Here is a 13,280-nt window from a genome sequence, read left to right on the forward strand (position 1 = left end):
GAAAAAGAGACGAAAGGTGCATAGGAGAGATTGTTCATTAGGCATTTTTGAGAGAAGCGAAACTGAAATTAAAATAAGAAAAAAGCTATTGCAACGTCTCAATCTATTAAGATGCGGAAAAGTGAGGAAAGTCTAAAAGATAACTACATGAAAATAAGTAGTAAGCACTGTTCTTTCAGCATTTTACTTAAATCCATAGGAAAGCTTTATTTGCGCAAAGCGAATGGCGCAAAACAATTTTAAACTTGACTCTTGAACTTCAACTTCCGCAAAAAGCAAAGTTTTACACTTTAAAATATAGCTTCCGTTTGTCCAGATAGTAGGTCAGCCACCAAAGAAAGAAAAGTATCAACAGGGCTTCTACGAGTAGCATCCAATTTTTATAGGGCTGCAGAACGTCAAAAACCCCAAAACTTAGCAAAATATCGAACTCACGGAACAGTAAATGCCCAAAGGTTTCGGAAAACAGGTATATAAAAATGGAATTGGTGCCCACCACGGAGAAAATGGTCAACCATTTTCTCCGGTATCCCTTCACATCTATCGCCCAGTAAAAAAGTGCCAAAGTCAATATGCTTATGCCTCCGGAAACCAAGGTAAATGAGGTGGTCGCAATGCGTTTTATGATCGGCGTGATATTCAGTACATCCATGCCATATCCTAAAGCCGTAATAGCCGTTCCCCAAATTAAAAAGAATTTCAAATTTTCCTTTTCAGAGTTTTTGGACAGCAGGCGCTGTCCGCAGACAAGGCCCCAAATCGTATGGGCCGCGGTAGGAAGAAAATTAATGAAAACCCAATATCCTTCGTTTGTTTTTCCCATGGTCAACATATCAAACCAGGCGCCAAAACTTTCATGGTGCTGGCCGTAAGGCGCCGCTGGATTATACCCCCTATACAATAACTCGGTAAGTATCAGAAGCCCAACGGAGACCGCTATTTGAAACCAGGGCGAGCGGTTCATAATGGCGTATGCGATCAAGATGGTAAAGGCCAGTTGCACCAATACGTTCCACAGTTCCCAGACCGGACCGTGTGCGTAGATACAATGCAAAAGCACCCCAAAGGAGAACAAAAGGAAACAACGCCTAAGCATGTGTTTGGTGGCCGCCCTACGAGAACCGGTGCGGAGTCGCTTTTTTAGGGAGAAGGGCATGGCCACTCCCACAATGAACATAAAAAAGGGTTGTATCAAGTCCCAAAAGCGAAGGCCGTTCCAAGGATGGTGCTGTAACTGAAGGGCCAATGCAGAAAATGACGTGCTATCGGCTAGCTTTGCGAAACTCTCATGAAAACCGGCGGCCTCGGCAATAAGCAAGAACATGATGGTTCCGCGGAATACATCCAAGGAAAAAAGGCGCTTTGAGGGTGTTTCGCGTTTCGTTGGCATAACGCAATACGTATTAGTCCATAGAAAGGTAAGATAAACTTAAATATATTTGATTATCTTGAGTTTAAATAAATTTCAACCATGCCTTTCATTTCCAAAGAACAAGTAGCTTTTTTTAAAGAGGAAGGGTATTTGCTGGTTTTAAATGTTCTAAGCCCAAAAGAGGTCGATTATTATAGTAAGCTATACAATTCGTTTTTAAACAACGAGATAGATGCCACCAGTTACCGATCGGACCTTTCCGGAAGCGATGGCGTACAGGAAAAAATAACACAGATCATGGTGCCGAGCAAGTTGATGCCGGAACTGTTACAACGACCATTTCATCAAAAATCATTACGCATTGCCAAACAACTTATGGGAGACGACATTGAACTCGATTTTGATATGCTCATCAACAAAGCCCCAAATACAAACGCGATAACTCCTTGGCACCAAGATACAGCTTATTGGATCAATATGCCGGATAAACGCGCGGCAAGCTGCTGGTTGGCCATAGACCCTGCCTTTAAGGATAACGGTTGCATGTGGTACACCCCAAAATCGCACCGCTCTCCCCTTTTGCCCCATACCCAAACCGGTAATAAGGGTGCCCTGCAATGTGAAGGTAGCGAGGAAAACTCGGTCTGTATTCCTTTAAAGCCAGGGAGCTGTGTGTTTCATGCGGGCGGAACTTTACATTACAGCAGAGGAAATAGCACCAATGACAACCGCCGTGCGATGATTACTAATTTTAGGCCTAAGGCAATGATTGCCTTGGAGCGAGCACAGGGTGTTGACCATACAGGAGAAAGAAAAACAAGAATCTAACACCTTTTAAATGAATAATTCCCGCTACTTCTATTTGTTGTTCACAGTAATCTTTTCGTACACATACGCCCAAAAAGCAGCATCCCTAACTTGGCACGATCCCTTGAAAACCATAACCAAGATAGACGGCCAAGGTTGGGAGAACATCGCTTATACCCGGTTGCCCAATATTGCGGAAAAAAGCGTGCGGGGCCCGGTATGGTCGCTTTCCCGAAATTCGGCCGGACTTTCCATCCGTTTTACATCCAATACAGAGACCATCAAAGTAGAATATACCGTGGGGGGCGATATTGCCATGCACCACATGCCGGCCACGGGCGTAAGCGGAGTGGATCTATATGGAAAAAACGATGCCGGTAACTGGCAATGGTACCGGGGAAAACACACTTTTTCGGACCCAATTTCGTTCAGCTTCAAAACGGCCGGAAGCCCCATCAGTGGCCGGGAATACCAACTATACCTTCCGCTCTATAACTCGGTTAAAAACCTAAAAATCGGTATCTCCCAAGGAAGCGAAATTACCTTTCTTCCGCAACGAAACCAAAAACCCATTGTGGTCTATGGCACGTCCATCGCGCAGGGTGCCTGCGCTTCACGCCCCGGCATGGCATGGACAAATATTTTGAGGCGCCTTTTGGATTACCCCATGGTAAATCTTGGTTTTTCGGGCAATGGGCGATTGGAACCAGAAGTACTGGCGTTGGTAACCGATGTAGACGCCGAGCTTTATGTGCTGGATTGTCTTCCCAATCTAAGTCCGAACGAAACACACACCGAAACCGAAATCAAGAAACGGTTGCGCCGCAGTATCCAACACATCCGCGAAAAACGACCAGAATCCAAAATTCTCTTGACCCAACATGCAGGGTATAGCGATGGCGAGGTGGACAGCGGCCGAAGAAGTATTTATGAAACCTTAAATCGGTGGACAAGTGATGTTTTTGAAGAACTGCAAAAAAGTAACCCCCAAAACCTCTACATGCTTACCAAAGCTGAAATAAACCTCTCCAACGATGCTTTTGTAGATGGCACCCACCCTACCGATTTGGGCATGGAACAGTACGCAAAGGCATACAAAGCAAAATTAAACGCTATCTTAAAATAAGTTATCCCTTATTTACTACCGTAGTAAAAAACCGTATGGACAAGATTTAAAAAAAACCTACATTCGCAAGAACGCGTAACAATACTGTAAAAATGAAAAAAACACTATTCACCGTTCTTATACTGGGCTGCATGCTCGTGAACGCACAAAAGGAAGACGGTAAAGAGGAAACCAAACCAATTCCTGAGGCAAAGTCATTTGTCACCAAACATCAAGGCGTTTTTGGAGGAAAGACCATCAACTATACCGCTACCGCAAAAGAAACCTTTCTTACCAACAAAGCGGGCGATTCCATTGCTGCCTTCTGGTCTGTCGCTTATACCAAAACACCCATGGGCGATGTTGGGAAACGACCGGTAACCTTTGTTTTTAACGGAGGGCCGGGATCGGCCTCCATGTGGTTGCACTTGGGATTTTTTGGCCCAAAATTGGTGCGAACGGATTCCGATGCCAAACAGGACGATGGTGCCGCTCCCTATAATCTGATCAACAATGAACATGGTCTGTTGGACCTAACGGACTTGGTATTTATAGATCCCGTAGGAACCGGTTATAGCCGTTTGGTGGGCAAAGGAAAGGGCAAAGATTTTTACGGCCTTAAAGAAGACGTAGACTCCTTTGCACAATTTATTCGAACATGGGTAACGGAAAACGAGCGTTGGTTCTCCCCAAAATACCTAGCGGGGGAAAGCTACGGCACTACGCGGGCAGCTGCTTTGGGAAAGGCCTTGGAAGGTTCCGGTCAGAACATGGCGCTCAACGGAATGATACTGATTTCACAGGCCTTGGATTATGCGGGTTCTACCTCGGTACATCATAATATGACCTCCTATATCACTTACTTGCCCAGTATGGCGGCCACGGCATGGTACCATAAAAAAGCAGGGGTAGGGAAAACCCTAGAGGCTTTTGTGGAAGAATCTAGGCAATTTACCTATGACACCTATACACCAGCGTTATACAAAGGAAACCTTTTGAGTGCTGCCCAAAAAGAAGCCATTGCAGAAAAACTGGCCTACTTCACGGGACTGGACAAAACCTATATCCTACGTTCCAACCTGCGTATCCTTATGGGTCGGTTTCAAAAGAAACTATTGGAAGACCAAGGCTTGGCCATTGGTCGTTTGGACGGACGGTTTATGGGCGATGAAGCCGATAAGTTTTCCGAGCGACCTCATTTGGGCGATGCGGCAAGTTATCAAATAAGTGCTGCCTATACCGCCTCCTTAAACCACTACCTTGCCTCCGAACTGAAGGTGAAAATGAATAGGCCTTATATCACATCTGGAGGGGGCAACAACTGGCGATGGAGAACGGTGCCGGACGGACAATATTGGGAACCCATGCCCGTAAATACAGCACCCCACTTGGGAGAGACCATGCGCCGTAATCCTGCGATGAAAATATTGGTAGCCAGTGGCTATTATGATTTAATTACGCCTTTTTTTGATGCCGAATACACCTTTGCGCGCAACGGTATTGTAACGGATAAAGTTGAAATGACCTATTACGAAGCGGGCCACATGATGTACACGCATGAACCGGACTTGGTAAAACTTTCAAAGGATATTAGGAAATTTTTAACCGCGGACTGATGGGCAATCCAAAAAATATAGGATGTGTTCTTGTGTACTTTTTGTCATTGTTGCTATCGTTTGGTCAGAAACCTTCGAAAAAACTTCCCTTAAAAAACAGTGTATCGCTCGTTATCCTTGGAACAGTGCAAGATGCCGGTTCGCCCCACATTGCTTGTGAAAAAGAATGTTGTGCCACCTTGTTCGCAACTGGGGATACTTCTCGTAAAGTAGTTTCCTTGGGGGTGGTGGATGCTTTGGCCCGTGAATCGTTTTTGTTCGAGGCCACCTCGGACATCGCCGCGCAGTTACGAAACCTGCGTACTTATTCCGGGTTTCAAAAAACCGACATCCCCAACGGAATTTTCCTCACCCATGCCCACATTGGCCATTATACCGGACTTATGTATTTGGGCAAAGAAGCTACGAATACCAAAGAAGCCCCTGTATATGCCATGCCCAAAATGGCAGCATTTTTAAAAACAAATGGGCCGTGGAGCCAATTGGTGTCGAACAAGAATATCGATTTAAAAACGCTGCACAACAACAAAGAAAAGCAGCTTACCAAAGACCTCAAGGTGATTCCGTTTACGGTGCCGCACCGGGACGAATACTCGGAAACCGTGGGCTATAGGATTATTGGCCCCAATAAAAGCGCGCTCTTTATTCCGGATATCGATAAATGGGAAAAGTGGGAAACCAGTGTAGTTTCCGAAATAAAGAAGGTAGATTATGCCTTTTTGGATGCCACGTTTTACGACGCAGCCGAAATCAATAACCGTGATATTTCAGAAATTCCACATCCTTTTATCATCGAAAGTATGGCCCTGTTCAAAAATCTTCCGTCAGCGGAAAAAAAGAAAATCCATTTTATACATTTTAACCATACCAACCCCTTGTTACGCGCAGATAGCAAAGCCTCTAAAAAAGTGTTGGAAATGGGGTTTGGGATAGCTAAAAAAGGACAGGTATTTGAGCTTTAAAATTTATGGACAAAACCCTAAAAGCTCATGTAGAATACCTGCTCTGTATCCGAATAGAACGCGTAACAGCTGTTTCTGGCGGCGATATTTCCAAGGCTTTTTTGTTGGAAACCGATACCGAACGCTTTTTCTGCAAAGTCAATTCCAATACCGCTGCATTTGAGATGTTTAAGGCAGAAAAAGAGGGATTGGCGGCCATTGCAGCTACAAAAACCATAGCCACCCCTAAGGTCTTACTTTGCGAAACATGGGAAACAGGCGGTTTTTTACTGATGGACTATCTAGAAGCAAAACCTCCCAGGCCTAATGATATGGAACTATTTGGGCACCAGCTTGCCGCGCTACACCAACTTTCAAATTCCGACACCTTTGGTTTCCCTTCGGACAATTATATCGGATGTCTACCCCAGTCCAACAAAGAACATTTGGACTGGGCCGGTTTTTACGTGGAGCAACGCTTACGGCCGCAATTACGGATGGCCAGAAATGCCCAGTTGCTTTCTTCAAAGGAAATACCGTCGGAAACAGAACTTCTAAAAATCTGTGAAACCCTTTTACCAAAAGTCGAACCTTCTCTTTTACATGGAGATCTTTGGAGCGGCAACTACCTCATCGCCCAAAACGGCACCCCTTATTTGATCGACCCGGCTGTGTGTTTTGGACATAGTGAAATGGATCTTGCAATGACGCGCTTGTTCGGAGGATTTAACTCCTCTTTTTATGACGCATACAACGAACATTATCCAAAAATCGGAGGGAAAAAAGAACGTTGTGATATCTATCAATTGTATTATTTGCTGGTACACCTAAATTTGTTCGGGGCGTCGTATCATCGGCGTTGTAAAGAAATCTTGCAACGGTATTTTTTTTAAGTTGTTGCTGTCCAGACCTGTCAGGTTTGCTCCAATTACTTCCTTTTTGATTACTTTTAGCTATATCAACCCTTTATAACATGTTCAAAAACGGTTTTCACGTAGTTGTTTCCGTCCTATTTTGTTGTTTTTTGATGGTGGGCTGTGAATTCGCCAAAAAAGAAAATCAACCCAAAACGGCCTATACCACCTGGTCTTCCTATTTGGGCGATCCGGGCAGAAGTCATTACTCTAGCCTATCCCAAATCACCAAAGCCAACGTCAAAGACTTAAAACTTGCCTGGAGCTACGAGGCGGCCGATTGGGGACAGATGCAAATGAACCCCTTGGTCGTAGATTCTGTTTTATACGGCGTTACCGCAGCATTGCGTGCGGTAGCCCTGCATGCGGCAACCGGAGAGGAACTTTGGACCTTTGGGGATTCCTTGCAATCTGCCGGAGCATCCAGCCGGGGGGTTGCGTATTGGCAACACGAAAACGATAGGCGTGTTTTGTACGTCGCAGGATCTCATTTATACGCCCTCAATGCCCTAACCGGAAAACCGATCATATCTTTCGGGGATGGCGGAAAAATAGACCTGCGTTCCGGAATGCCCGCGTCGGCAAAGGACAAGTTCGTTAGCTCCAACACGCCTGGCACAATTTACAAGAACCTCATTGTCATGCCGCTACGCTTGTCCGAAGGGGAAGATGCCGCTCCCGGCGATGTCATGGCCTTTAATGTGCTTAGCGGCGCCTTGGAGTGGGTGTTCCATACCATTCCGCACCCCGGGGAAAAAGGATACGAAACTTGGGAAGATTCCACCGCCTACAGGAGTCCCGTTGTAGGGGCCGCCAACAATTGGGCCGGAATGGCGGTAGATGAGGAAGCGGGGATTCTCTATGTGCCCACGGGTTCCGCCGCCCCCGATTTTTACGGGGGAGACCGCTTGGGGAGCAACCTGTACGCCAACAGCTTACTGGCTTTGGATGCGGAGACGGGCAAGTATCTATGGCATTTTCAATTCACCCATCACGATCTTTGGGACCGAGATCCGCCCGCACCCCCAAATCTGTTGTTAGTGGAGCGAGAGGGCAAAAAAATACCCGCCGTGGCACAGGTAACCAAACAAGGTTATGTGTATGTTTTTGATAGGCTCACGGGCAAACCTTTGTTCGAAATGGAAGAAGTGCCCGTACCGCCCTCCACCATTCCGGGGGAAGCGGCATGGCCCACCCAACCGATTCCCTTAAAACCGAAACCCTTTGCGCGGATGTCCCAAGACCTAACGGAGGAAGACATGAGTCCGTTCGCAGAAGACCGAGATTCCTTACTGCGCTATTTTAAAGCGGCGGACAAACGCCAGTACGCGCCACCGGCCCTGACATCTACCTTGCTCTTGCCCGGCTATGATGGGGCGGCGGAGTGGGGCGGGGCGGCCACCGATCCAGAGGATGGCATCCTTTACGTGAATTCCAACGAAATGCCCTGGGTGTTGCAGCTTCGGGAGGAAAATGCCCTTTCCGGGAACACCCCTTTGGGCGCGGCCACCTACCAAAAGTACTGTGCAAGCTGCCACCAGGACGATAGAAAAGGGGTTGCGGCGAGTGGTATTCCCTCCTTGGCGAACGTGAAACTCCGCCAAAGCAAAGCGGAAGTTGCCACCATCATTGCCCAAGGAAAAGGCATGATGACGGGGTTTCCGCAACTAAAGGATGCTGAAATAAAAGCGCTGTTGCGTTTTTTATGGCAGGAGGAGTCCCCTGACCAAATTGTAAACAATTCCGGGAAAAACGAAATTATAGGTGCCTCGGGCATGGCTTCGGGCACCACAAAGTACAGGCACACCGGCTACACCAAGTTTGTGGACAACCAAGGTCTGCCCGCCATGGCGCCACCTTGGGGCACTTTGCATGCCATAGACCTGAACAGCGGAGAATATATTTGGTCCATTCCTTTGGGCAACACCCCGGAACTGGGCGAAAAAGGTATTGGCACGGGCACCGAAAACTATGGTGGGCCCGTTGTTACCGAGAACGGATTACTGTTCATTGGCGCTACGCGCGATGGCTACTTCCGTGCTTTTGACAAGCATACGGGCGAGAAGCTCTGGGAATACAAACTACCGGCCGCGGCCTTTGCCACCCCCGCCATGTACGAAGTAAACGGCAAACAGTACATTGCCATTGCCTGTGGCGGGGAGAAACTGGGAACGGAGAAGGGGAACCAAATACTGGCGTTTGCGCTACCCAGCCCCTGAGGGGTGGTTGTTATGTGGATGCCCCATCTTTTGCGGGGATACGGCCAGCCAAATATTAATCGCCGCAGGGCGTTTCCCGGAATGTTCCCCTATGGGGCAGTTGCATCCGGTAGGCCTTGGTCTCGGCCTCCAAATCGAAATTTTCAATGTCGTAATCGGGGGTGTACAAGACCTTGTCCCAATAGTCGGTTTTAGGGTCGGTGCCCCTGAGGTCCCCGGTGGCGGACATCCACGCCTCTAGGTCCTTTCTCAACCTGGACAACACCATTGCATGTTCCGGGTTGGCCAACTCATTGTTGATGTTGTAAGGGTCGCTTGCCAATACATAAAGTTCCTCGGCCGGCCGCTTGCCAAAAGCCAACTGAAAATAGTCCTTGTCCGTGGGCCGTCCCTCCATCTGCATGATCTGGAACTTGGTAATGGAATTGTCCACATCCCCGTACTGGCCCACGCTTTGGTGCGCGTTGGGGTCGCCGGCGGGCCAACGATCGGGCTCAAAATTTCGGATGTACAGAAAATCTTTGGTGCGCACCGCCCTGGCCGGGTAACTAAGGTCTCCCTTGCGCACGTTGGCGTGGCGTTCGCGCTCCAAGAACACCTTGTCCCTGCCCGATTTGCTTCCTTCTTCCGTAAATAGTTCCAACAAACTGTTCCCGCTGAATCCGGAGGGAATTTCCAAGCTGGCCGCTTCCAAAAAAGTTGGGGCAAAATCGACAAAGTTCATAAATTCAGAAATGCGTTTTCCGGCTTCTATACGGCCTTTCCAGTAGATGGCCAAGGGCATTCTGGTGCCGTAATCATAAAGGTTGGCCTTGGCCCTGGGGAAGGGCATACCGTTGTCACTGGTCATGACGATGATGGTGTTCTCCAAAAGGCCCTCTTTTTTGAGCGTGGCGATAAGGTTGCCACATTCCCGGTCAAACCGTTCCACTTCATAGTAGTAGTCCAGTAAATCGTTGCGCACACAGGGCGTGTCCGGAAAGAAAGCGGGCACGGTGACCCTGTCAGGGTCCATTCCCGTCCGTACCCCCGTATTGGTCTCATAAATACGGTGGGGATCAGCGCTGCCAAACCAAAACGTGAAAGGCTGTCCTTCCTTTCTTTCCTCCAAAAAGGTGTTGAATCTGTCAAAATCCTTTCCGGCCGGGTTGTGCTGGTATCCACCGGCCTCGAAATCGCCCGGTCCCCACCCCTTTCTGGTCTTTCCGGTGTGGTAGCCCGCGGCCTTCAGCAAGCTTACCCAATTGGGAAACTTATCCGGAATAACGGACCAAAGATTTCCCGCACTTTCCATTTGGTGCGGATATTTTCCCAGCAAAATACTGGCCCGTGACGGAGAACAGGAGGGCGCCGCACAATAGGCATTTTCAAACAGGGCGCCTTTACTGGCCAACCAGTCAAAGGTTGGCGTTCTTACTGTGTTGTCCCCATAGGTGCCGGCATGGGGATAAGACCAGTCATCTGCAATTAAAAAAAGGATGTTGGGCTGTTTTTTTATGGGTAATTGGACAAGGACGTTTTTGGTGTCCTTTGAGGAAATCAACAGAAATGAAAGTGTTAAAAGAAGAAGCGGGGCGAGCAGCCTTCCTGCTTCGGTTGGTAGTGTCGGTTTCATTGTTTATTTTTCAGCAAAGGTTCGTGTTTTAAATATACGAAAAGCAAGGTAAGTGTTTCCGTTATGCAGGAGTAACGGATGCTATTTTAAAATTAAAAAATAGAATTATGAAGATACGTGTATTGGTCGTCGGTTGCGGCAACATGGGCACATCACATGCCCGTGCCTATCATCAATTAGCAGATTTTGAAATTGTTGGACTTGTAAGCCGGAAACCGGAGAGCCGAGAAAAACTAGCGGCCGAACTGGGAGGCTATCCTACTTTTGGAGATTATGAAAAGGCCTTGGCAGAAACGAAACCGGACGCTGTTTCCATAAACACCTACCCCGATACGCATGCCGATTATATACGTGCCGCTTTAAACGCAAATGCACATGTGTTCGTAGAAAAGCCCTTAGCGCTTACCGTTGAAGATGCACAAAATCTGGTAGACCTAGCACGGGAGAAAGGAAAGAAAATGGTAGTCGGATACATTCTTCGGGTGCATCCGGCTTGGACAAAGTTTGTGGACACTGCACGTACCCTCGGAAAACCCTTGGTGATGCGTATGAACCTAAACCAGCAAAGCTCCGGGGATACGTGGTATACACATAAGCAGTTGATGAACTCGATGTCTCCCATTGTGGATTGTGGTGTGCACTACGTAGATGTCATGTGTTTGATGACGCAATCGGTTCCTGTAAGCGTAAGTGCCATTGGAGCGCGACTAACAGATGAAATAGATTCCAAAATGTACAATTACGGTCAGTTACAAGTACGTTTTAAAGATGGTTCCGTGGGATGGTACGAAGCCGGATGGGGACCCATGATGAGCGAAACCGCTTTTTTTGTGAAAGATGTAATAGGGCCTAAAGGATGTGTTTCTATTGTGGATGAGGCAAAAGGGGATTCTGACAGTGTAGACGATCATTCCAAAACAGGCGCTTTAAAGCTACACCATAGTATGTTGGATGCTGATGGAAACTTTGCCAAACAAGACGAGTTTATAGATACTTCGGACGAACCCGATCATGACGGACTTTGCATGTTGGAGCAAGAATATTTTTTAAGGGCGATACAGGACGATGCAGATCTAAGCGACCATTTGCGGGATGCCGTTAACAGTTTGCGTATTGTTTTGGCCGCCGATGAATCTTTTAGAACAGGGAAGACGGTGATGTTATGAAATTCTTGATGAACATTGGCTTCACAAAATTGTAGTTGTTTGCATTTTAACCGTTGATCTGTTCGCTTTTGCGTCTTCGCGAGGAGGTACAACGAAGCGATCTGTTGCGTTCTAGTTGCGAGGGTTGTTTTGATTATTGCATTGTGATTGGAAAAGACTTGTATTAGAATTAAATAAGAGGCAGGCAACTAAGGTTAGGGGCTGGTTTTGTTGTGTTTTTAAACACTTGATATATGCGCTTTTGCGTCTTCGCGAGGAGGCACGACGAAGCGATCTTTCGCGTTCTAGTTGCGAGGGTTGTTTTGATTATTGCATTGTAATTGCAAAAGGCTTTTGTTGCATTTACTTAAATAGCGCTACCTTTCTCAAATCGATCAGGTCCATGTCCTCTTCTCTTAAAATACGTTTAGTGCGTAGGTATCGGTTAACATTATATGCATCGTAGTTGTCCGCTTCCTTATCCACGCTACTTACCCGCACCATATCCGAAGCATGTATAAACTCGTTGTTGCCGATCCACATTCCTACATGTACCACTTTCTCCTTGGTTTCATCGGTTGCCTCGGTTCCAAAAAACAACAAATCCCCTGGCTCCAAAACATCAAAATTTCCGGTGTCATCAATCGGTTTTCCGGTATGTACTTGTTGCGATGCGTCCCTTGGAATAATCATGCCGTTCAAAAAATAAATCGTTTTGGTGAAGCCACTACAATCCATACCTTTGGTAGAAGTGCCGCCCCACAAATAGGGAACTCCCATAAAACGCTTGGACGTTTGTACCAAAGCTTCTGGGGTATTGTTTAGCTTGGCCAACCAGTCCTTGTATGTTTCAGATGCTTCGCGGAAAACATAGGCTTGCCTTCCATCCGGAAACCGAACGATATAAAATTTATCGGCATATTTGAGGACTTCCAATACATTTCCGGCCACTAGGTCGGATACAATTTCTTTCCTGTCCGGCCCTTTGTATGCGTGCCCATAGGTTTTTGTATAGATTACCTTATCCGCACTTTCCCAATTTTGTATCGTTTGTTCGGTAAAAAGGGTAATACCGCCATCATCTACCCATGCCAAATAGTTGTCCGGCGTTTGTATGTAATACCAATCACCTTCCTTTTTCAAAACCTTTACAGGTGTTCCCAAGGTTGCTTGTGTAGCCAATTCCGCACTGTGTTTTGGGTTGCTTCTTAGATTGGCTACGGATATGTTGATAATGGCCCGTGTTGTATCGCCTAGCTCAGCTGTTGGGAGCAAGGTTACACTATCCGTAAATGAAATGTTGTTGGCAACGAGGGAATCGCGCAGCCTTTGTAGGGCATTGGGCTTATCGGTCTCTCCCTTTAAAATATAACCCTCGGCATTTAGTTGCGCTTCAATTTTAAAAACGGCCACCCTTTTGTCCGGCGCAACTTCTTTTTGTAGCTCATCAATATAATGCTGCGCAGCGTTTTCAGTAGGTGTTTCAGTCTTACAACCTACAAAAATCATCAAAACCAGTACTATGTATCCAAATCGTATATGCATT

The 13,280-nt window shown here is 46.9% G+C and carries 10 protein-coding genes; 7 read left to right on the plus strand and 3 right to left on the minus strand.

The features are described 5' to 3' along the window. Positions 1-283: 283 nt before the first annotated feature. A complete protein-coding gene (locus ACFQZJ_RS19510) occupies positions 284-1,390 on the minus strand; it encodes an acyltransferase family protein (RefSeq protein ID WP_379936653.1) in 1,107 nt (368 codons plus the stop codon). Between the two features lie 81 nt (positions 1,391-1,471). On the opposite strand from ACFQZJ_RS19510, the gene ACFQZJ_RS19515 reads away from it, so the two are divergent. The 6 genes from ACFQZJ_RS19515 (at position 1,472) to ACFQZJ_RS19540 (ending at position 8,974) form a co-directional block, all read left to right on the plus strand. Beyond that, positions 1,472-2,200 (plus strand): phytanoyl-CoA dioxygenase family protein, encoded by a 729-nt coding sequence (locus ACFQZJ_RS19515; protein WP_379936654.1) that lies wholly within the window; start codon positions 1,472-1,474, stop codon positions 2,198-2,200. A gap of 10 nt (positions 2,201-2,210) precedes the next feature. Beyond that, entirely contained in the window at positions 2,211-3,305 is a 1,095-nt protein-coding gene (locus tag ACFQZJ_RS19520; RefSeq protein WP_379936655.1) for an SGNH/GDSL hydrolase family protein, read from the plus strand. A 92-nt stretch (positions 3,306-3,397) separates the two neighbouring features. Then, the gene (locus tag ACFQZJ_RS19525) at positions 3,398-4,900 is read left to right on the plus strand and encodes a S10 family peptidase (protein ID WP_379936656.1); all 1,503 of its coding nucleotides are present in this window, start codon (positions 3,398-3,400) and stop codon (positions 4,898-4,900) included. Beyond that, positions 4,900-5,862: an MBL fold metallo-hydrolase gene (locus ACFQZJ_RS19530; RefSeq protein ID WP_379936657.1), complete on the plus strand. Its 963-nt coding sequence runs from the start codon at positions 4,900-4,902 to the stop codon at positions 5,860-5,862. The genes ACFQZJ_RS19525 and ACFQZJ_RS19530 overlap by 1 nt, the downstream gene beginning before the upstream one ends. 5 nt (positions 5,863-5,867) lie before the next feature. After that, positions 5,868-6,734, plus strand: coding sequence for a fructosamine kinase family protein (locus ACFQZJ_RS19535; protein WP_379936658.1), 867 nt, complete (start codon positions 5,868-5,870; stop codon positions 6,732-6,734). Positions 6,735-6,814: 80 nt separating this feature from the next. Then, on the plus strand, positions 6,815-8,974 hold the full coding sequence (locus ACFQZJ_RS19540; RefSeq protein ID WP_379936659.1) for a pyrroloquinoline quinone-dependent dehydrogenase: 2,160 nt from the start codon (positions 6,815-6,817) through the stop codon (positions 8,972-8,974). A gap of 55 nt (positions 8,975-9,029) precedes the next feature. Here ACFQZJ_RS19540 and ACFQZJ_RS19545 read toward each other — a convergent pair whose 3' ends face one another. Beyond that, positions 9,030-10,589, minus strand: a complete 1,560-nt coding sequence (locus tag ACFQZJ_RS19545) for a sulfatase family protein (RefSeq protein WP_379936660.1) — start codon at positions 10,587-10,589, stop codon at positions 9,030-9,032. Positions 10,590-10,696: 107 nt separating this feature from the next. Between ACFQZJ_RS19545 and ACFQZJ_RS19550 the strand changes: the two genes are divergently transcribed. Further along, positions 10,697-11,755 carry a Gfo/Idh/MocA family protein gene (locus tag ACFQZJ_RS19550; protein ID WP_379936661.1) on the plus strand — a complete coding sequence of 353 codons (1,059 nt, stop codon included), beginning with the start codon at positions 10,697-10,699 and terminating at the stop codon, positions 11,753-11,755. 342 nt (positions 11,756-12,097) lie between these two features. Here ACFQZJ_RS19550 and ACFQZJ_RS19555 read toward each other — a convergent pair whose 3' ends face one another. Beyond that, positions 12,098-13,279: a C40 family peptidase gene (locus ACFQZJ_RS19555; RefSeq protein ID WP_379936662.1), complete on the minus strand. Its 1,182-nt coding sequence runs from the start codon at positions 13,277-13,279 to the stop codon at positions 12,098-12,100. Position 13,280 lies beyond the last annotated feature (1 nt).

It is taken from the genome of Maribacter chungangensis, from assembly GCF_042676845.1.
Lineage (GTDB): Bacteria > Bacteroidota > Bacteroidia > Flavobacteriales > Flavobacteriaceae > Maribacter > Maribacter chungangensis.

What these genes read in the sequence shown, in the direction of transcription:
- ACFQZJ_RS19510 (WP_379936653.1), bottom strand. Translation starts at nt 1,390, where the DNA reads ATGCCAACGAAACGCGAAACACCCTCAAAGCGCCTTTTTTCCTTGGAT.
- ACFQZJ_RS19515 (WP_379936654.1), top strand. Translation starts at nt 1,472, where the DNA reads ATGCCTTTCATTTCCAAAGAACAAGTAGCTTTTTTTAAAGAGGAAGGG.
- ACFQZJ_RS19520 (WP_379936655.1), top strand. Translation starts at nt 2,211, where the DNA reads ATGAATAATTCCCGCTACTTCTATTTGTTGTTCACAGTAATCTTTTCG.
- ACFQZJ_RS19525 (WP_379936656.1), top strand. Translation starts at nt 3,398, where the DNA reads ATGAAAAAAACACTATTCACCGTTCTTATACTGGGCTGCATGCTCGTG.
- ACFQZJ_RS19530 (WP_379936657.1), top strand. Translation starts at nt 4,900, where the DNA reads ATGGGCAATCCAAAAAATATAGGATGTGTTCTTGTGTACTTTTTGTCA.
- ACFQZJ_RS19535 (WP_379936658.1), top strand. Translation starts at nt 5,868, where the DNA reads ATGGACAAAACCCTAAAAGCTCATGTAGAATACCTGCTCTGTATCCGA.
- ACFQZJ_RS19540 (WP_379936659.1), top strand. Translation starts at nt 6,815, where the DNA reads ATGTTCAAAAACGGTTTTCACGTAGTTGTTTCCGTCCTATTTTGTTGT.
- ACFQZJ_RS19545 (WP_379936660.1), bottom strand. Translation starts at nt 10,589, where the DNA reads ATGAAACCGACACTACCAACCGAAGCAGGAAGGCTGCTCGCCCCGCTT.
- ACFQZJ_RS19550 (WP_379936661.1), top strand. Translation starts at nt 10,697, where the DNA reads ATGAAGATACGTGTATTGGTCGTCGGTTGCGGCAACATGGGCACATCA.
- ACFQZJ_RS19555 (WP_379936662.1), bottom strand. Translation starts at nt 13,279, where the DNA reads ATGCATATACGATTTGGATACATAGTACTGGTTTTGATGATTTTTGTA.